Source organism: Kitasatospora sp. NPDC086801, from assembly GCF_044745805.1.
Lineage (GTDB): Bacteria > Actinomycetota > Actinomycetes > Streptomycetales > Streptomycetaceae > Kitasatospora.
In genome coordinates, this window is record NZ_JBIVAX010000013.1 from 78,427 (window position 1) to 96,743 (window position 18,317).

Below are 18,317 nucleotides of genomic sequence, written 5' to 3' on the forward strand. Positions count from 1 at the left end.
GCCACCGCGTCGGGCGATCGAGGCCGCGCCGGAACGGCCGGAACACCTCGGGTGCTCCGGCCGACCGGCGGCTCAGCCGACCCGGCGCTCCCCCTCCACGCCGCCGACCGCGCGCAGCGGATGATCGACCAGTTCGGTCATCCGCGCCCGGTCGGCGGCGTCGTGCGGGGTGAACAGCAGCACCGTCGCGGTCGGGTCGTCCACCGGGTGGAAGGACGACAGCATCAGCCGGACCGGGCCGAGCCCGGCCGGCTCGACGGTGACGGTGCGGACGGTCAGTTCCGCCACCGAGTGGCACCCCCACCAGTGCCGGAACTCGGGCGCGTCCTCGTCCAGGTGCCGGTAGACCTCGCCAGTGCGGGGGTCGGCCAGGGCGGGGCCGGCCTGGGCCCGGAAGTGCTGGAAGACGTTCATCGCGAGCGGCTCCCAGTCGCGGAACACGGCCCGCACCCGGTGGTCGGCCGCCATCACCCACATCAGGTTGCGCCGGTCGGCGGGGACGAACTCGGGCGAGCCCCAGAGCGCGACCCAGGCGGCGTTCCAGCCGAGCAGGTCGAAGTGGCGGTCGAGCAGGACGGCGGGGCTGGTGGGCCAGGAGTCGAGGACCGGCCGGATGGCCTCGGCGAGCCGGTCGGCGCCCTCCGGGGCGACGGCCGCCGTCGGCTCGTGGTAGCCGGCCAGGCGCATGGCGTGCCGCAGTCCGGCCACGTCCAGCCGCAGGACGCGGGCGATCGCCTCCAGCACCTGCCGGGAGGCGGTGACCCGCCCCTGTTCGACCCAGGTGTACCAGGCCAGGCCGACGCCGGAGAGGGAGGCGACCTCCTCCCGGCGCAGGCCGGGGGTGCGGCGCCGGGTGGTGGCGGTGAGACCGACGTCGGAGGGCTTCAGGAGCTCACGGTGGGCGCGCAGGAAGGCGCCGAGTTCCCTGCCTGCGGGGGGAGTTGACACGGTTGACTCCTCGGCCCTGGTCGGATCCGTCGAATGCGGGTGTGCGGGCTGCCACCAGCGTAGACGCAGCCCGCCGCCCACCCCAGGGGTGAGCGGCGGGCTACACATGTTGTTAACGGGACGTCAGCTGCCACAGCCGGACGGGCATGTGGCTGACGTGGCCGCGCTCCTGCTGCCGGCGCCAGGCGCTCTCGCCGACCGCGCGGAAGAAGGCCGGCCGCTGCTGCGCCGGCACCGCACGGCTGTAGTAGTCGCCGAAGGTGGCGGCGTGGAAGTGCTCGTACCGGGCGGCGCCGTCGACGGTGACCACGGCGTCGCGCTCCAGGTGCCCGGCCACCGCGAGGTGCGGGCCCACCACCGCCGCGAGCTCGTCGACGGTCCTGGTCCGGGTCGCGATCGGCAGCACCCCAGCGCGGGCCAGGACGCCGGGCACCTCGTCGTACGGGGTGCCGAGGGCGACCAGGGCCTCGCGGACCAACTCGTCCTCACCGCCGAGGCCGCGCTCGTCCCGGGCGGGGTGGTAGGTGGTGAGCAGGAAGCGCCCGCCGGGGGCGAGGTGCGCGGCGGCCCAGGCGAAGATCCGTTCCTCGTCCGGGTACAGCCAGTGCAGCACCGAGGTCTGGGTGATCACGTCGGCCCGGAACGGCAGCGGCTCGGGCACGGTGAGGTCGGCCCGGTGCAGGGCGACCCGCTCGCCGTAGGGCTTCAGCCGGGCGGCGGCCTCGGCGATGCGGTGCTCGGAGCGTTCCAGGCCGACGGCGCGCTGGAGCGAGGGGAAGCGCTCCAGGGCCTCCTGGAGCAGCTGGCCGATCCCGCTGCCGAGGTCGATCAGGGAGCCGGGGGCTCCGGTGACCTGGTCGAGCACCCAGTCACGGTCCTGGACCTGGCGCAGCCTGCTGGCGTCGGCGTACCCCGCGAGGGTACGGGCCTGGATCTCGACGGCGGACGTGGTCACGGCTGGTTCTCCTCCACGGTGGACGGCTGAGCGGTGGACGACTGCTCGGTCGGCGGCTGAGCGGTGGACGACTGCTCGGTCGGCGGCTGTACGGTCGGCGGCTGCGCGGCGGCGGGCTGCGCGACGGCGCCCTGGTCGACCAGCTGCAACAGCCGTTCACGGGCGGCGCTCTGGTCGTAGCGCCTGAGGATGTTGATCCGGTTGCGGGTCAGGTCGCCCCGGTGCACGTACTCGTAGAGGTCCTGCCGCTGGCCGAAGCCGTCGCCGGTCAGCTCCCAGGCGATCCGGAAGAGCCGGGCCTTGCGTTCGGCGTCGATGTCCCGGCCGCGCATGTAGCGGTCCAGGTGCGGGCGCAGCCGGGGGTTGGCGAGGTCGCCGGCGGTGGGCTGGATGAGCAGCCCGGAGGCGCCGATCCGGCGGACGATCTCGACCGCGCTGCCGGCCACCTCGGCCGACCAGACCCGGGAGGCCGCCGTGTCGCCGGGGGCGAACAGGCCGCCGTCGGTGAGGCCGCCGCGCGCCTCGGCGGCGTCCAGGAAGTACTCGGTCAGTTCGGCGTACCCGGCGAGGCGCCCCAGGTCCTCCTGGATGTTGCGGAAGCCGTCCACGCCGATCGACTCGGCGACCAGGGTGGCGGCGGCCAGCAGGGTCCGCAACCGCTCGCGGTAGCGGATGTGGCCGACGTAGGCGCTCCAGGCGTTGATCCGGCCGAGGCCGGTGCGCGCCAGGTTCGCGTCGCGCAGCAGGAAGACGCGGTCCCAGGGCACCAGGACGTCGTCGAAGAAGAGCATCGCGTCCTGCTCGTCGAACCGCGCGCCGAGCGGGTGGGCGTGCCCCCAGGAGGCGCTGCCGAGCGGCTCGCGGGCGAGGGTGATCAGGCCGGGGGTGTTGAGCGGCAGGGCGAACCAGGTCACGAACTGCTCGCCGCGGCCCTCGGTGAACGACGCCGAGAGGTAGACCAGCACCTCGTGGGCGATCGGGGCGAGCGTGGTGAGCTGCTTGGCGCCGCGCACCACGATGCCCCGGTCGTTCTCCTCCACGACGCGCAGGGCGAGGTCCGGGTCGTCGAGCGGGTTGGCGGAGCGGTCGATCTGCGGGTCGCCGAGGGCGTGCGAGAGGACCAGGTCGTTGCTGGCGCAGTGCCGGTACCACGCCTCGGCGTTGGCGCCGAAGCGCGGGTCGGCCTCGGCCAGCCGGTGCCGGAAGTCGTAGACGCCGACGGCGATCGAGGCCATGAAGGCGGGTGAGCGGCCCTGTTGTCCGAGTGCCTCGGCGTGCCACAGCTCGGCGCTGCGGCGCTGGAGCCGCAGGTCCTCCAGGGTGCGCGGGGGCTGGTAGGCGCGGGCGAGCCGCAGGCCGCTGTCCGGGTCCTCCCAGGTGAGCAGGTCGCGGTGGGCCGGGTCGTGCTGGAGGTCGATCAGGCGGGCCAGTTCGTCCACGGCCGGGCGGAACGCGGGGTGCTCGGCGGGGTTCGCGATGCGCTTGCCGTCGAGGTAGAGCTCGCGGCCGTCGTCCAGTTCGGCCCGGTACCGGTCGCCGGTCAGCAGGCCGCGGGCGGTGGCGGGTGCGCCGCGGCCGGTGATGGTGCCCAGCAGTGTCATGCGCCAACTCCGTTTGATGTCAAGGGTTCAAGGGTTCAAGGGTTTCGGGTCGATCACGCGGTACCGGCCGTCGTGGTAGAGCAGCGGGTCGCCGTCGCCGCGGTCCGCGGCGGCGACCCGGCCGACCAGGATGGTGTGGTCGCCGCCGGGCAGGGTGCCGTGCAGCCGGCAGTCGAACCAGGCCAGGGCGTCGTCGACGAGCGGGGCACCGGTGACCGCCGTCCGCATCGGCACCGTGGTGAAGCCGCCGAGCGCGCGCCCGGCCCCGGGGGTGGCGAAGCGCCGGGCCACCGCCGACTGGCCGTCCGTCAGGACCGAGAGGCCGAACCTTCCGGAGGCGCGGGCCGCGGCCACGAGCGGGCTGTGGCGGCTGACCGCGACGGTGACCAGCAGCGGGTCGAGGGAGAGGGTGCTGAAGGAGGAGACCGTCTTGGCGAAGACCTCCTCGTCCACACGGGTGGTGACCACCGCGACCCCGGTGGTCCAGCCGCGGGAGGCGGCCCGGAAGGCCTCCTCGGTGGCCTGCGCCGTGCTCACGGCCGGTGCGGGGCCGCTCATCGCAGCCCCACCCGGTAGGCGCGCAGCCACTCGTCGACCTGGACCAGGTGGTCGAGGCCGCCGACCGGGTTCGGCGCGGTGCGCGGGCTGGGCAGCGGGCGGCCCTCGGCGAGCAGCCGGCGGACCGGCTCGCGGTCCACCAGCTCGAAGACCGGCGCGTTCGGGTCGGCCAGCAGCTCGTTCGCCCGGGCGGTGAGCACCTCGGTGTAGCGGACGGCCGGGGTGGACGGGTAGCCGCTCTTGGGCCGGTCGGCGACCTGCGGCGGGAGGAGGTCCCGGACGGCGTCCCGGAACAGCCCCTTGGCCCGCCCGTCCGGCGCCTTGAGCGCCCACGGGACGTTCCAGAGGTACTCCACCAGGCGGTGGTCGCAGAACGGCACCCGCACCTCCAGGCCGACCGACATCGACACCCGGTCCACCCGGTCCAGCAGCGGGGGGAGCCAGCGGGTCAGCGCGAGGTGGAAGACCTCGCGGATCCGCGCGTCGGCGGCCGACTCGCCGGGCAGGCGCGACACCTCGCCGAGCGAGCGGTGGTAGGCGGCGGCGGTGTACTCCTCGGGGCGCACCTCGGCCCGGACGTCCGGGCGCAGCAGCTCCGCCGGTGTGGCCTTGCCGTGCAGCCACGGGAAGGTGGGCGCGGCGACGGCCTGCGCGTCGTGGAAGTACGGGTAGCCGCCGAAGATCTCGTCCGCGGCCTCGCCGGAGAGCGCGACCGTGGAGCGCCGCCGCACCTCGCGGAAGAGCAGGTGCAGCGAGGCGTCCATCTCCCCCCAGCCGGGCCGGTCCCGGGCGCGCAGGACGGCGTCGCGGGCGTCCAGCAGGTCGTCGTCGGGCACCAGGACGGTGGTGTGCAGGGTGCCGATGTGCTCGGCGGCGGCCTGCACGTACGGGGCGTCGAGGGTGGTCCGCCAGGCGTCCGGGGTGCGGTCGGTGCTGCCGGGGAAGTCCACCGAGAAGCTGGCGATCTTCCCGTGGCCGGCCCGCTCCCGGGCGGCCGCGGCCAGCGCGGTGACGGCGCTGGAGTCGACGCCGCCGGAGAGCAGGGTGCACAGCGGCACGTCGCTGATCAACTGCCGCTCGACGGCGTCGGCGAGCAGCTCCCGGACGGTGCTGCGGGTGGTCGCGGCGTCGTCCCGGTGCTCGGCCGACTCCAGCCGCCAGTACCGGATTTCGCGGGTGGCGCCGCGGCCGACGACCACCAGGTGGCCGGGCCGGACTTCGTGCAGCCCGCGGAACAGCCCGTGGCCGGCGCTCGGCGCGGCGGGCAGCGCGAACAGTTCGGCGATGCCCTCGGCGTCCAGTTCGGCACGGAACAGCGGGTTCGCGAGCACCGCCTTCGGCTCGGAGCCGAACAGCACCCCGGTGGCGTGGGCGTGCCAGTACAGCGGCTTGATGCCGAGGTGGTCGCGGACCAGCAGCAGTTCCTCCCGCGCGGCGTCCCACAGGGCGTAGGCGAAGATGCCGTTGAACCTGGTCGGCGCGTCCTTGCCCCACTGGAGGTGGGCCCGCAGGACCACCTCGGTGTCCGAGCGGGTCCGGAAGACGTGCCCGAGGGCCTCCAGTCGCGCGCGCAGCTCGCGGTGGTTGTAGAGCTCCCCGTTGTAGCAGAGGACGGCGCCGGCGTCCGGCCCCGGGCGGTCGGCGAGCGGCTGGGCCCCGCCGTCCAGGTCGATCACGGACAGCCGGCGGTGGCCGAACGCGGCGTGCCGGGAGAGCCAGACGCCGTCCGCGTCCGGGCCGCGGCAGGCCAGGGTGGCGGTCATCTCCCGGACCGTCCGCGCCTGGTGGCGCAGGTCGGTGTCCCAGTCGATCCAGCCGGTGACACCGCACATCTCAGGACTCCCCCGGTTCGTCGTGGGCGGCGGGCCCGGCCGCGGCGTCCGATTCCCAGCGGCAGCCGTGGCCGGTCGGGCCGTTGGTCAGGCGGTGCGCGGGCCGGTAGCCCTTGGCGCGGATGTTGGCGGACAGCGCCTCGGTGCAGTAGGTGCAGGGCGACGCAAGGGTCAGCTGGACGCCCGAGCGGCGGGCCTTCTCGCGGTAGTCCCAGATCGCACAGTGCGTGATGGTGAGCGCCGCGTGCTCGGCGCCGGGCGGCTCGTCGTCGTCGAACTCGTACTCCGAGCCGTACAGTTCGGCCTGCCGGGCGATCCGGTGGATCGGGTCGGCGGCGCCCCGGCCGTGGTCGGGTTCGACCTCGCGGTGCACCTCGGCATTGGACCGGGCCCAGTCCCCCAGCCCCTCCTCGCCGTAGCGGCGCACGAGGAAACGTTCCATCAGCGCCTGGTCGCGGAAGAACACCCGCTGCCACTCCGGGGCCGGGGCGTCCGGCGCGGGGAGGTCGGCGAAGAGCTCGGACTGCAGCACGAACCAGTCGGTCAAGTGCAGCCCGTTCCCGCGCGACACCAGGTACCGCGTCAAGCCCGCCTCGGCCTCGTGCAGCCGCTGGCGCCAGAGCGCGGACCTCTCGGCGTCCGACATCGCGCGGTACGGGGACCTCGGCTGCTCCGCGCCGGGGCTCCGGTGGCTCGCGGCCGCCAGCACCGCCGTGCGCGGGCCGGCATCGGCACCCGCCGCACCGGCGGAACCGGTCGGGCCCCCGGTCCTGTCGGACACACCCCCCATCGGGCCATCTCCCTTCGGCTGAACGATCCCTGGGACCGTCGTGTGGTGGTCGTTTCCCGCCACGCTACGGAGCGGGCCCCGCACCCCGGTAGCCCCGAACGGCGCCGCTCAGGGCGCCGATCGTCGCCTCGTTCATGCTCCGAAGGTCACCTGCGGAGCATGCGCGAGGCGGCCGGAACACGACGGAGGGCGGGCCCCGCGTGCTGCGGGGCCCGCCCTCCGGAGGGTGGTGACGAACGCGCTGGAACGGCCCGGGAACTACCCCGCGAGGCCGTGCCGGTGCGCGTAGAGCGCGGCGCGCAGCCGGTCGGGCTGACCGATCTTGCGCATGGCCTGGGTGAGGTGCTTCTTCACGGTCGCCTCGGCCAGGGCGAGTTCACGCCCGATCTCGGCGTTGCTCAGCCCTAGCCCGAGCTGGACCAGCACCTCGCGCTCACGCTCCGTCAGCCCGGCGTGCTGCGGCGGCAGTTCGCCGACGTGCTGCGGGGGCACCACCGCGTGGGACCGGGCCGGCGGCGGCGCCGGCAGGAACACCGACCCGCCCGCCGCGGCGAGTTGGACGGCGCCGATGATCCGGTCCTCGGCCAGGTCGAGCGGGAAGCACCCGCTGGCCCCGGCCAGCAGCATCCGGCTCGCCTCGGCGGTCGACTCGGCCCGGCGCAACAGCAGCACCCGGGCGTCGGGCGCCGCGTCCGGGCCGCGCAGCGCCACCACGACGGCGAGGTCGGCCTCCAGGCTCGCGCCGCGGCCGAGCAGGATGACGTCCGGGGCGACCCGGCGCACGGCGGCCACCGCGCGCAGCGGGTCGCCGGTGGACCCGACCACGGCCAGTCCGGGCACGGTCGTCAGCACGCTGCGCAGCCCGGCGCTGGCCACCGAGTGCCGCTCGACCAGGAACACCCGGGCGTCGGCGGTGCGGTCGCGGTCCTCCTCCCCGCACATCGGATGGCCGCACCCACAACCGGTGGCGGCCGGAGCGGCCGGCGGCGGCGCCACCGTCTCCGCCAGCAGCTGGTGACCCGCGATCAGGTCGAGCGGATTGTCGATCTCGGCGTGCACCGGGGGTGCGCCGTGCACCGGCGGTGCGCCGTGCACCGGGGGTGCGCCGTGCAGCGGCGGCGTGCCCGCGGCGGGTGCGTCCACCAGGGTGGCGCCACCGCAGGCGCCGCGTCGGGCGGGAAGCCGGCGGCCGCGCGGGCCGACCGGGACGGCGAGCTTGCTCACTGCTGCCATCCTGCACCCCCGGGGACGGAGGCAGGGCGTCTGAGATACGACATGGCGATACGGTCCCCTTGCTGGTGGCGGGCCGGCCCGGTGGGCACGGGTGCTGCGGCGAGGATCCGTCGAGGACGCGCACGGGCGTCGGCTGCGGAATCCGGGACTGGGGAGGGGCGCCGACCGCAGCGGCTGGAAACGGGGCGGTCAGCGCGCAGCGCGCGGGCGACAGAGCTCGTCGAAACACCTTCGGTGCCACGAGCCGCCGATCCCGACCAGGGTGATGTCGGTCCGCCGAATAGCCATGCGGGGAACCCTAGGTCCGGTTCCTTGTGCAGGTCAAGGACGGAACCGGGCCTCGGTGCCCCGGGCAGTGGCGGTCCTGACACTCCGGATGCTGTGACCAGGAGTAACAGCATCAAGTGCTGACTGGCTGTCCGGGCCACCCGTCCGCAACTCTCCTTCAAGCGGCCGCAGCTGCCGGAGCGGCACCGACGTCCCACGTCCCACGGACCGCCCGACCCGTGCTCCGGCACCCGATCCCGCCCGGACGCGGCATCCGCCCCTCGGCGAACGGCCCGTCCCACGGCCCCGGTCCGGCGGCCCGGCATCCCGGGCACCGCCGGTGACCGCCCCGACCCGATCCCGAACCACCCCTCCCGGAAGGACCACCAGCCCCATGCCCGCCCCGCCCAACCGGCCCGCCGCCGGCCAGTCCGGCGCCACGCCACGGAGGGCCGGGTGACCCGCTTCCTGCTGCGCCGCCTCCTGCTGGCCGTACCGACCCTGCTCGGCGTCACCGCCGTCGTCTTCGCGACCGTCACGCTCGTCCCCGGCGATCCGGTGGCCCTCTTCCTCGGGCCGGGCGCACCGCCCGAGGCCCGCCGCGAACTCTCCGAACGGCTCGGCCTGGACCAGCCGTTGCCCGTCCGGTACGCCGACTGGCTCTGGCACGCGCTGACCGGCGACCTCGGCACCTCCGTCTCCGGTCAGCGCCCGGTCGCCGACCTGCTGCTCCCGGCGCTCGGCCAGACGCTGACCCTGACCGCGGCCGCCTTCCTGCTGGTGCTGGTCGGCGGGGTGGCGCTCGGCGCGGTCGGCGCGCTGCGCCCGCGCGGCCCCGGCGGGCGGATCTCCGGCGCGCTGTCCGCCCTCGCGGTCTCCGCCCCGCAGTACTCGGTGGCCCTGCTGCTGATCGCCGTCTTCGCCGTCGGCCTGCGCTGGCTGCCGGCCGGCGGCACGCACGACGTGTTCGGCTCCGGCGGCCTGCCCGACCTGGCCCGCCACCTGGTCCTGCCGGCCGTGGCCGCCGCGCTCGTCCCGCTCGGGCTCACCGCCCGGGTGTTCCGGGCCGCGCTGGGGGGCGTGCTGGCCGGCGAGCTGGCCGACTCGCTGCGCGCCCGCGGCCTGCGCCCGGCCACCGTGCTGCGGCACTGCGTGCACAACGCCTCGCCGGCACTGCTGACCATCGGCGGCCTGCAACTCGCCTACCTCCTGGAAGGGGTGATCTTCGTGGAGACCCTGTTCGCCTGGCCCGGCGTCGGCCGGCTGCTGTACGACGCCCTCACCTCCCGCGACCTGCCCCTGGTGCAGGGCGGGGTGCTGGTGGTGGCGGTCGCGTTCGTCGGCGTCAACATCCTCGTGGACGCGGCGCACGCGGCGATCGACCCGCGAGTAAGGAACTGATGTGACGTCACGTGCCCTCAGTCGGGGCAACCTCGGCCTGACCGTCCCCGCCGCCCTGGCGGCCCTGCTGGTCCTGCTCGCGCTCGCCGCGCCACTGGTCGCCCCGTACGACCCGGCCGCCGGGCGGCTGGCGGACCGGCTGCTCGACCCGGGCAGCCCCGGCCACCCGCTCGGCACCGACGGCCAGGGCCGCGACCTGCTCAGCCGGCTGATCTGGGCCGGGCGCGCCTCGCTCACCGGCGGGCTCGTCCCGGTCGCGGTGGCCGCCGTCGTCGGCACCCTGCTCGGCGTCGTGGCCGGGCTCGGCGGCCGGATCACCGAACAGGCCCTGCTGCGCCTGCTGGACGTGCTCTACGCCTTCCCCGGGGTGCTGCTGGCGATCGCCATCGCCTCGCTGCTCACACCCGGCCTGGGCGCGACCGTGCTCGCGCTCTCGGTGGTGCTCACCCCCGCGGTGGCACGGGTCGCGTTCACCGAGACCCGGCGGGTCCGGGCCGCCGAATACCTGGTGGCCGCCCGGGTCAGCGGCGCCGGCTGGGGGTCGCTGGTCCTGCGCCAGGTCGCCCCGGTGGTGGCGCCGGTGGTCCTGGTGTACGCGTCCTCGCTGGTCGGGCTCGCCATCATGTACGCCGCCGGGCTGTCCTTCCTCGGGCTCGGGGTCGCCCCGCCCACCGCCGAGTGGGGCGCGATGCTGGACGAACTGCGCCCCTCGCTGCTCACCCACCCCTGGGTGGCGGTGCTGCCGGCCCTGGTCATCCTCGCCGTCTCGGTCGTCTTCAACACCCTCGGCGAGACGCTGCGCACCCGGGTCGGCGACACCGCCGCCCTGCTGCCGCACACCGCCCCCGCCACGGCGGGCCGGTCTGCCGACCGCTCGGCCGACGGCTCGGCCCGGCCGCGGGCCGCGAAGCGGGTGGGCGCATGAACGCGCTGCTGGAGATCGACGGCCTGACCGTCGAGTACCCCGGCGGGGTCCGGGCCGTCGACGACGTCTCCCTCGCCCTGCCCGCCGGCCGCTCCCTGGTGCTGCTCGGCGAATCCGGCAGCGGCAAGACCACCGTCGCCCGCACGGTGCTCGGGCTGCCGGGGCACGGCGCCGCCGTCACCGGAGGCGTCCGGCTCGCCGGGACCGACCTGCGGGCGCTCGGCGACCGCGAACTGGCCGACGTCCGCGGCCGGCGGATCGGCTACGTGCCGCAGGACCCGACCGCCTCGCTCGACCCGCTGCGCCGGATCGGCCCGCAACTCGCCGAGGTGCTGCGGCGGCACGGGATCGCCGCCGACCGCCGGGCCGCCCGCGCGGCCGTCCCGAAGCTGCTCGCCACCGCCGGCATCCCGGACCCGGAACGCGTCGCCCGGGCCTACCCGCACGAGCTCTCCGGCGGCCTGCGCCAGCGCGCCGCCATCGCCGTCGCGATCTGCTGCGGCCCGGAACTGCTGATCGCCGACGAGCCGACCACCGCGCTCGACGCGCTGATCCGCGGGCGGATCCTCGACCTGTTCACCACCCTGCGCGCCGACTGCGGCATCGCCCTGCTGCTGGTCACCCACGACCTCGCGGCGGCCCGCCGGATCGGCGGCACCGTGGCGGTCATGCGGGCCGGCCGGATCGTCGAGCTCGGGCCCGCCGAACGGGTGCTGGGCGACCCGGAACACGCCTTCACCGCCGCCCTGGTGGCCGCCGAACCGGGAGCCCGCCGATGACCGCCGCCAGCCACACCCCGCACGACGGGCCCCCGGCCCTGCTCGTCGTCGACGCCGTCACCAAGCGCTACGGCGACCGGACCGCCCTGGACGCCGTCAGCCTCACCGTCGCGCCGGGCGAGACCGTCGGCCTGGTCGGCGAATCCGGCTCGGGGAAGTCCACCCTGGCCCGGCTCGCCCTCGGGGTGCTGGCCCCCGACGCCGGCAGCGTCCGGTTCGCCGGCCGCGATCCGTACCGGCTGCGCGGCCGCGCCGACCGGGCGCTGCGGGGCCGGCTCCAGTTCGTCCCGCAGGACCCGCGCGGATCGCTCAACCCCAGCCTGCGCGCCGGGGAGGCGGTCGCCTTCGCGCTGCGCCTGCACGGCACGCCGCGCGCCGAACGCGCCGCGGCCGTCGCCCGACTCTTCACCCAGGTCGGCCTGGAGCCCGCGCTCGCCGACCGCTACCCCCGGGAGCTGTCCGGCGGGCAGCTCCAACGGGTGGCCGTCGCCCGGGCCCTGGCCACCGGGCCGGACCTGGTCGTCTGCGACGAACCGACCTCCGCCCTCGACCGCAGCGTGCAGGCCCGCCTGCTCGACCTGCTGACCGACCTCCAGGAACGCACCGGCCTGGCCTACCTGTTCATCTCCCACGACCTCGCCGTCGTCCGGCACCTCGCCCACCGGGTGCTGGTGCTGCGGCACGGCCGGGTGGTCGAGGAGGGCCCCGCCGGCCTGCTCTGGGACTCCCCCGCGCACCCGTACACCCGGGCACTGCTGGAGGCCGCCACCGGCGTCGCGTGACCCGCCGCCGAAGCCCCGTACCGACACGCCGACACACCCCCGCACCACCGCACCACCGCACCGCTGAACCTCCGCACCACCGAACCGACGAGGACTCACCATGACGCGCACCAGCCGTATCCGCTCCAGAGCCGTCGCCCTGCCGGCCGCCGCCGTTCTGCTCGCGGCGGCGGCCGGCTGCGCCGGGTCCGACGGCGGCGGCTCCGCGGGGGCGGGCGGCGGTGACGGCCACGGCGGCACCCTGGTGATCGGCGCCACCGGCAGACTCCCCAACCCCGACACCGTGATCGGCGGCGCCGGCTTCGAGGGCAAGCGGCTGGTCTCCTTCCAGCTCTACGAGGGCCTCACCCGGTACGAACTGCTCAAGGACACCGACAAGCCGCCGGTCGTCACCGGCGCCCTGGCCACCGACTGGCAGGTCGCCGCCGACGCCAGGACGTGGACCTTCACCCTCCGCAAGGGCGTCACGTTCCAGGACGGCACCCCGTTCGACGCCGACGCCGTGGTCTTCAACCTGGCCCGCTACCTCGACAAGAAGAGCCCCGAGTACACCGACGCCCTCGGCGCCGCCGCCGCCGAGTACGCGGGCGACATCGCCTCGTACCGCAAGACCGACGCCGACCACGTCGAGCTGGTCACCAAGGAGCCCAACGGCCACTTCCCCGAGGACCTCGCGCACGTCCTGATCGCGAGCCCCACCGCCGTCCGCAAGACCGGCTCGGCCGACTTCGCCCAGCACCCGGTCGGCACCGGCCCCTTCTCGTTCGTCTCGCAGACCGAGGGCCAGCAGATCGAGCTGGCCGCCAACAAGGGCTACTGGCGCGGCGCTCCCAAGCTCGACCGGCTCGTGATCAAGGCGCTGCCGGACGCCGCGGCCCGCACCGCCGCCCTGCGCTCCGGCGGCGTGAACTGGATCGAGTACCCGAACCCGGACGACATCGACAGCCTCAAGGCCGACGGCGTCCAGATCGCCACGAACAGCTACGACCACCTCTGGTACTGGATCCTGGACACCTCCAAGGCGCCCTGGGACAACCCTCTGGTCCGCAGGGCCGCCAACTACGCGATCGACCGCAAGGCCATCGCCGAGAAGCTGCTGCACGGCACCGCCGACCCCGCCTACCAGACCGCGCCGCGCGCCACCGCCGCCTACGACCCCGCCGGCGACGTCTACTCCTACGACCCCGCCAAGGCCCGGCAGTTGCTCGCCGAGGCCGGCGTCCCGAACGGCTTCAGCACCTCCGTCACCGTGCCCACCGGCGGCAGCGGCAACCTGCTGCCGGTGCCGATCGCCGAGGCCCTCCAGCGGGATCTCGCCGCCGTCGGCATCAAGGTCGAGCTGCGCACCACCGACTGGACCACGCTGATCGGCGCCGAGGCCAAGGGCCAGGTGGCACTCGGCTCCGACGCCGTCGCCCAGTCCACCACGCTGTTCCAGTCCGAGGCGCTGCTCCCGCTGTTCATCGGCTCCAAGAGCCCGTTCTGGACCGGCCACTACGCCAACCCGCAGGTCGACGAGCTGCTCGCCTCCTCGGCCGCGAACGCCGACCAGGCCGCCCGGCAGGCCGGGTACCGCAAGGCGCTCGCCCTGGTCACCCAGGACGCGCCCTGGCTGTTCGTGGTCAACGACCGCAATCCGCGGGCCCTTTCGCCGAAGGTCCAGGGGCTCGTGCAGCCGCAGTCCTGGTTCCTCGACCTGACCACCGTATGGGTCCGCTGACCCGCGGACACCGCCTCTCCCCCGGCTCCGAAGAGCACCGCGCACCACAGGAAGGACGGCCATCCCGATGACCGACCCGCACCGACCGCACCACCACAGCGGGACCGTCCCGCCCGGCTCCGCACACGGCCCCGTGCCCGGCGCGCCGCCCAAGTGGGGCATCACCCTCCCGCTGCCCGGCCTGACCATCGACCGGCACCGGTTCCTGGTCGAGCGGCTGCCCGACCTCGGCTACACCGACGTGTGGAGCGCCGAGGGCGGCGGCACCGACGCCTTCACCCCGCTGGCCGCCACGGCGGCCTGGTCCCCCTCGCTACGGATCGGCACCGGCATCGTCCCGGTGCACACCCGCGGCCCGGCCGTGCTCGCCCAGACCGCCGCGACGCTCGCCCAACTCGCCCCGGGCCGGCTCCTGCTGGGCATCGGCGCCTCGGTGCCCGCCCACGTCACCGACATCAACGGCATCCCGTTCGACGAGCCGTTCAAGCGGACCAGGGACGTCCTGCGCTTCGTCACCCGGGCGCTGCGCGGCGAGTACGTCACCGGCGGGTTCGACACCTTCGACATCACCGGCTACCGGCTGCCGCACCCGCCGACCGAGCCGGTCAAGGTCATCCTGGGCGCGCTGCGGCCCAACATGCTCCGGCTCGGCTTCACCGAGGGCGACGGCGCCATCACCAACCTGCTGTTCCCGCACGACGTGCCGAAGATCCTGGACGCCGTCGGCCCGCAGCCGCCCGGGAAGGAACTGGTCGTCAAGGTCTTCGTCTGCCCCACCGAGGACACCGACTACGCCCACCGTGCCAGCCGGCCGTTCCTGGCCTGGATCCTCAACCGCGAGCCGTACCGCAAGTTCCACGAGTGGCTGGGCCACGGCGAACTCCTCGCCGAGACCCACCGCCTCTGGGCGGCCGGCGACCCGGAGGGCGCCCAGAAGGCGCTGCCCGACGAGGTCGTCGACGGGCTGTTCATCAGCGGCTCGCCGGAGGAGTGCCGGGAGCGCATCCTCGCCTACCACCGCCCCGGTGTCACCACGATCCAGCTGTACGTGTCGCTGCCGCCCGAGGTGTTCGTCAGCCGCGCCAAGCTGCTCGACACCCTGGCCCGGCTCGGGCCGGCCGCCCTCTGACCGTCGCGCCCCGCCCTGTCCGCCCCGTCCGCCCCGTCCGCCCTCACGACCCGAGGAGAGCCGTGCCGCTCGAAATCCGCGGTGGGGTCCGCGCCGCCCCCGTACCCGGCCACACCGCGCAGGAACGCCAGGCCCTGCGCTGGGCCCCGGACGGCCGCGACCGCACCGCCGACCCCGCGTACGTCGCCCGCACCGCACGGGAGAACGAGGAGGACGGGCTGGACAGCGCCCTGGTGGTGCAGTCCAGTTCGTGGCCCGACCCGTGGCTGGTGGCCTCGTGGGCCCTGGCCGCCACCACACGGCTCCGCATCGCGGTCGCCCACCGGGTCGGCACCACCGCGCCGACCGTCGCCGCCCGCTCCCTCGCGACCCTGGACCGGCTCTCCGGCGGGCGGGCGGCGGCCCACGTCATCATCGGCTCCAGCGACCACGACACGGCCCGCGACGGCGACCTCCTGGACAAGCAGGAGCGCTACCGCAGGGCCGAGGAGTACCTCGACCTGTTCACCCGCTACCTCGCCGCCGACCAGGACATCGACCACGAGGGCGAGTTCTACACCGTGACCGCCGCCCGGCCCGGCCTGCACCCCAGACCCGGCGGCGAACTGCTCTCCTTCGGCGGCTCGTCACCGCAGGGCCTCGACCTGGCGGCCCGCTACGCGGAGGTGTACGCCGTCAGCCCGCTGCCGCTGCCGGATACCCGGCGCCGGATCGCCCAGGTCCGCGCCGCCGCCGCCGCGCACGGCCGGACCCTGCGGATCTGGCGGCACGTCACCGTCGTCCTCGCCGACACCGACGAGGCGGCCCGCGACCGCGTCCGCCGGCTGCGCCGCGACGCCCTCCGCCTCACCTCCGGCGGCGGGCCCTGGACGGAAGCCGTCCAGCTCGACCGCGACCGCGAGCGCGGCCGCTCCGACCCGGCCCGGGGCGACGAGCAGGTGGCCGCCTACATCCGCCGCTCCCTCACCGCCGCCTACGCCGGCTCCCCCGCCACCGTCGCCGCCCGCATCGGCCTCCTCCGCTCGGCTGGCGTGGACATCGTCCAGCTCGACCTCCCCGTCGAGACCGACCAGGACCGCGAGCTGCGGCGCAGCCTCGTCCGCCACCTCCGCACCGGCCTGGGCACCCCCGCCGACCGCCGCGTCTGGTGACCGGCGCCCCCCGTTCGGCCGGGGCCGAGGCGATCACCGCCTCGACCCCGGCCACGCCGGCCCCCTGACAGGGCCCAGATGTCTAGATGTTGGGGTTGATCGGACGGTCGCTGTCGGAGTGGTGCCAGTCGAACTCCTGGGTCTGCCCCATGCTCGCGTTCCGCCCCAGCGTCCAGAGTCCGTAGGAGTTCCGCGGGCCCTGGTTGCCGACGTAGGTCAGGCAGGCACCGACGGCGTTGCACACGCCGCGGTCGGTGCCGAACGTCCAACGCTGCTTCGGGTCACCCCCGTTGCACCCCACCGCCGTGGCGCCCGGGCTGTCGGACGGGCCGCTCGGGACGTGGCCCGACAGACAGCGGCCGTCGTTGGTGCTGTGGATGAGGCCGTCCTCCGAGACGAACCAGAACTGGTTCCAGGAGCCGTCGCACGGACGCAGCACGACCGGCCGCCCGTCGCCGTTGGTCTGCCGGTACTCGTCCATGCAGTAGTAGGTGCCGTTGGGGCCGCCGCTGGCCGGGCGGGCGAGCGCCGCGAGGTAACCGTAGGCGTAGGGCTGCGGATTGGCGGGGTCGGCCTGCGCGGCGGCGACGGGCAACGAGACGCTCAGGCCGATCGCGAGTGCCAGTGCTGAGACGATCTTTCGGGCGGACTTCATGAGGTCCGACACCTCCCTCTCTGACGTCGGGTCACTGCGGAATGCGGCCATCCTGGCAGCGGGGTCGAGGGCCTGGGCAGCATTCCGAACGATCCCGAACAAACGGGAGTGTATGGATTTCGCCATTTGATTCATCTCAGTTGACAGGAACCCCTGGCCCGAAGAGGCTGTTCACGCAGGCCCGGCGGGGGGAGGACAGAGCGTTGACCTGGTCACCTATGCGCACCACGGCGGCCCCGTGCACCTGCCGGGCCGTCGAGGTCAACTCAGCTTCGAGGCTGGCCCGTTCGCACTCCCTGGACGCACTGGCCGAGTCCCTCACCCTGCTCAGGCAGGAGGCCGGCAGCCCCTCCTACTCGACCATCGTCCGACGGATCAGCTCCGTCCGGGCAGCCCGCGGCGTCCCGGCCGGGGAACGCACGCCGGGGCGGATCACGGTCTACGACTGCTTCCGCAGCGGACGCCAACGCCTGGACGTCGAACTGCTCTCCGACATCGTCCAGGCCCTCGGCGCGGACCCGGGCCCCTGGCGCCGCGCCTACCGCGCCGCCTCCCGGTGATCGCCAGCGACGAGCCGCCGCCCGCGAGGGTGTCACCCCTCTGACACCGGGCCGCTCCGAGCTCCGTCCGAGGCCGTCTCGGGTTTCGTGTGGAGGATCTCGCGGGCCTGCTCCGCGGCGCGCACGATGCTCTCGGAGACGAAGTCGACGAAGCGGGCGATGTTCTCCAGGCGGGTGGCGGCCGGGGTCTGCGGGCCGAGGACGCCGACGCCCTGCCGTGCGACCTCGACGAGATGGGCGGTGGCGCGGGCGCTGGCCATCATCGACTGGTACCAGACGTCGTCGTCGACGACGTAGCGCTCGCGGCGGCGCTCGTCGCGCTCCCGGCGGACGAGGCCCTGGTCGTCGAGGAACGCGATCGCCTTGGAGATGGACGGCGGGCTGACCTGGAGGCGCTGGGCGAGCTCGGACGCGGTGAGGCTGCCGCTGTCGGTGAGGGTGAGGCAGGCCAGCACCCGGGCCGTCATCTTGGGCATGCCCGAGGCCATCAGGACGGTGGTGTACGTCTCCTGGTACTCGCGCACGGCCTCGGCGTCTCGCCCGTGGACCTGCGGGGGCGCCTCCGGCCCCCGGGGCGCGACCGGCCTGCGCCGGTGGGCGCGGCGGCGCTCGGTGGCACGGTGGGCCAGGTCGGCACGGTAGGCGGTGGGGCCTCCGTTGCGCATCACCTCGCGCGTGACCGTCGAGGTGGGGCGGTCGAGACGCCTGGCGATCTCCGCGTAGGCGAGGCCGTCGGCCATCCCCAGCGCGATCTGCTGGCGTTCCTGCTGAGTGAGTCTGCCTCCCGGCACCGCGATTCTCCCTTCACGCTTCCCTGGCTGCCCCCACCATAGCGTTCACTCCCATTCCAGTGCAACGAACACGGTGACTGACGTTGCGTTAAATTCAAAGTCACTGCAACGATAATCACGCCTCCACCTGCATTGATACCGATTGCGAGCAACGAGCCTGTTGCCATCAATCGTGAAGGCAACGTAGCGTTTCCATCACCAGAAACAACGAGCCGCAGCAGAGCGGCCCGCAGCAGCCCG

Annotated in this window: 17 protein-coding genes; 8 read left to right on the forward strand and 9 right to left on the reverse strand. The window is 74.6% G+C overall.

Annotated elements, in window-relative coordinates; genetic code table 11:
* Positions 1-72: 72 nt before the first annotated feature.
* From ACIPLC_RS17070 to ACIPLC_RS17100, 7 genes are all read right to left on the reverse strand, one after another.
* Complete coding sequence (locus ACIPLC_RS17070) at positions 73-948, reverse strand: helix-turn-helix domain-containing protein (protein ID WP_400473780.1); 876 nt, start codon at positions 946-948, stop codon at positions 73-75.
* A 112-nt stretch (positions 949-1,060) separates the two neighbouring features.
* The gene (locus ACIPLC_RS17075; protein WP_400473781.1) at positions 1,061-1,903 is read right to left on the reverse strand and encodes a class I SAM-dependent methyltransferase; all 843 of its coding nucleotides are present in this window, start codon (positions 1,901-1,903) and stop codon (positions 1,061-1,063) included.
* A complete protein-coding gene (locus ACIPLC_RS17080) occupies positions 1,900-3,504 on the reverse strand; it encodes a 4-hydroxyphenylacetate 3-hydroxylase family protein (protein ID WP_400473782.1) in 1,605 nt (534 codons plus the stop codon). Before ACIPLC_RS17080 ends, ACIPLC_RS17075 begins: the two co-directional genes overlap by 4 nt.
* Positions 3,505-3,531: 27 nt before the next feature.
* Positions 3,532-4,062 (reverse strand): flavin reductase family protein, encoded by a 531-nt coding sequence (locus ACIPLC_RS17085; RefSeq protein ID WP_400473783.1) that lies wholly within the window; start codon positions 4,060-4,062, stop codon positions 3,532-3,534.
* Positions 4,059-5,894, reverse strand: coding sequence for an asparagine synthase (glutamine-hydrolyzing) (gene asnB, locus ACIPLC_RS17090; RefSeq protein ID WP_400473784.1), 1,836 nt, complete (start codon positions 5,892-5,894; stop codon positions 4,059-4,061). Before asnB ends, ACIPLC_RS17085 begins: the two co-directional genes overlap by 4 nt.
* Before the next feature lies 1 nt (position 5,895).
* A complete protein-coding gene (locus tag ACIPLC_RS17095) occupies positions 5,896-6,675 on the reverse strand; it encodes a hypothetical protein (protein ID WP_400473785.1) in 780 nt (259 codons plus the stop codon).
* 267 nt (positions 6,676-6,942) lie between these two features.
* On the reverse strand, positions 6,943-7,908 hold the full coding sequence (locus ACIPLC_RS17100) for a LuxR C-terminal-related transcriptional regulator (RefSeq protein ID WP_400473786.1): 966 nt from the start codon (positions 7,906-7,908) through the stop codon (positions 6,943-6,945).
* Between the two features lie 732 nt (positions 7,909-8,640).
* On the opposite strand from ACIPLC_RS17100, the gene ACIPLC_RS17105 reads away from it, so the two are divergent.
* From ACIPLC_RS17105 to ACIPLC_RS17135, 7 genes are all read left to right on the forward strand, one after another.
* Complete coding sequence (locus ACIPLC_RS17105; RefSeq protein WP_400473787.1) at positions 8,641-9,585, forward strand: ABC transporter permease; 945 nt, start codon at positions 8,641-8,643, stop codon at positions 9,583-9,585.
* A 1-nt stretch (position 9,586) separates the two neighbouring features.
* Positions 9,587-10,510, forward strand: coding sequence for an ABC transporter permease (locus ACIPLC_RS17110; RefSeq protein WP_400473788.1), 924 nt, complete (start codon positions 9,587-9,589; stop codon positions 10,508-10,510).
* Positions 10,507-11,289, forward strand: a complete 783-nt coding sequence (locus tag ACIPLC_RS17115) for an ABC transporter ATP-binding protein (protein ID WP_400473789.1) — start codon at positions 10,507-10,509, stop codon at positions 11,287-11,289. The genes ACIPLC_RS17110 and ACIPLC_RS17115 overlap by 4 nt, the downstream gene beginning before the upstream one ends.
* On the forward strand, positions 11,286-12,071 hold the full coding sequence (locus ACIPLC_RS17120; protein ID WP_400473790.1) for an ABC transporter ATP-binding protein: 786 nt from the start codon (positions 11,286-11,288) through the stop codon (positions 12,069-12,071). The genes ACIPLC_RS17115 and ACIPLC_RS17120 overlap by 4 nt, the downstream gene beginning before the upstream one ends.
* A gap of 100 nt (positions 12,072-12,171) precedes the next feature.
* Entirely contained in the window at positions 12,172-13,791 is a 1,620-nt protein-coding gene (locus tag ACIPLC_RS17125) for an ABC transporter substrate-binding protein (protein WP_400473791.1), read from the forward strand.
* Between the two features lie 67 nt (positions 13,792-13,858).
* The gene (locus ACIPLC_RS17130; protein ID WP_400473792.1) at positions 13,859-14,920 is read left to right on the forward strand and encodes an LLM class F420-dependent oxidoreductase; all 1,062 of its coding nucleotides are present in this window, start codon (positions 13,859-13,861) and stop codon (positions 14,918-14,920) included.
* Between the two features lie 62 nt (positions 14,921-14,982).
* A complete protein-coding gene (locus ACIPLC_RS17135; RefSeq protein ID WP_400473793.1) occupies positions 14,983-16,071 on the forward strand; it encodes an LLM class flavin-dependent oxidoreductase in 1,089 nt (362 codons plus the stop codon).
* A gap of 82 nt (positions 16,072-16,153) precedes the next feature.
* On the opposite strand, the gene ACIPLC_RS17140 is transcribed toward ACIPLC_RS17135, so the two are convergent.
* Positions 16,154-16,726 carry an RICIN domain-containing protein gene (locus tag ACIPLC_RS17140; protein ID WP_363581878.1) on the reverse strand — a complete coding sequence of 191 codons (573 nt, stop codon included), beginning with the start codon at positions 16,724-16,726 and terminating at the stop codon, positions 16,154-16,156.
* 203 nt (positions 16,727-16,929) lie between these two features.
* On the opposite strand from ACIPLC_RS17140, the gene ACIPLC_RS17145 reads away from it, so the two are divergent.
* Complete coding sequence (locus tag ACIPLC_RS17145) at positions 16,930-17,286, forward strand: hypothetical protein (protein WP_400473794.1); 357 nt, start codon at positions 16,930-16,932, stop codon at positions 17,284-17,286.
* Between the two features lie 32 nt (positions 17,287-17,318).
* On the opposite strand, the gene ACIPLC_RS17150 is transcribed toward ACIPLC_RS17145, so the two are convergent.
* The gene (locus ACIPLC_RS17150) at positions 17,319-18,077 is read right to left on the reverse strand and encodes a helix-turn-helix domain-containing protein (RefSeq protein WP_400473795.1); all 759 of its coding nucleotides are present in this window, start codon (positions 18,075-18,077) and stop codon (positions 17,319-17,321) included.
* Positions 18,078-18,317: the final 240 nt, after the last annotated feature.

What these genes read in the sequence shown, in the direction of transcription:
- ACIPLC_RS17140 (WP_363581878.1), bottom strand. Translation starts at nt 16,726, where the DNA reads ATGAAGTCCGCCCGAAAGATCGTCTCAGCACTGGCACTCGCGATCGGC.
- ACIPLC_RS17130 (WP_400473792.1), top strand. Translation starts at nt 13,859, where the DNA reads ATGACCGACCCGCACCGACCGCACCACCACAGCGGGACCGTCCCGCCC.
- asnB (WP_400473784.1), bottom strand. Translation starts at nt 5,894, where the DNA reads ATGTGCGGTGTCACCGGCTGGATCGACTGGGACACCGACCTGCGCCAC.
- ACIPLC_RS17080 (WP_400473782.1), bottom strand. Translation starts at nt 3,504, where the DNA reads ATGACACTGCTGGGCACCATCACCGGCCGCGGCGCACCCGCCACCGCC.
- ACIPLC_RS17125 (WP_400473791.1), top strand. Translation starts at nt 12,172, where the DNA reads ATGACGCGCACCAGCCGTATCCGCTCCAGAGCCGTCGCCCTGCCGGCC.
- ACIPLC_RS17085 (WP_400473783.1), bottom strand. Translation starts at nt 4,062, where the DNA reads ATGAGCGGCCCCGCACCGGCCGTGAGCACGGCGCAGGCCACCGAGGAG.
- ACIPLC_RS17115 (WP_400473789.1), top strand. Translation starts at nt 10,507, where the DNA reads ATGAACGCGCTGCTGGAGATCGACGGCCTGACCGTCGAGTACCCCGGC.
- ACIPLC_RS17120 (WP_400473790.1), top strand. Translation starts at nt 11,286, where the DNA reads ATGACCGCCGCCAGCCACACCCCGCACGACGGGCCCCCGGCCCTGCTC.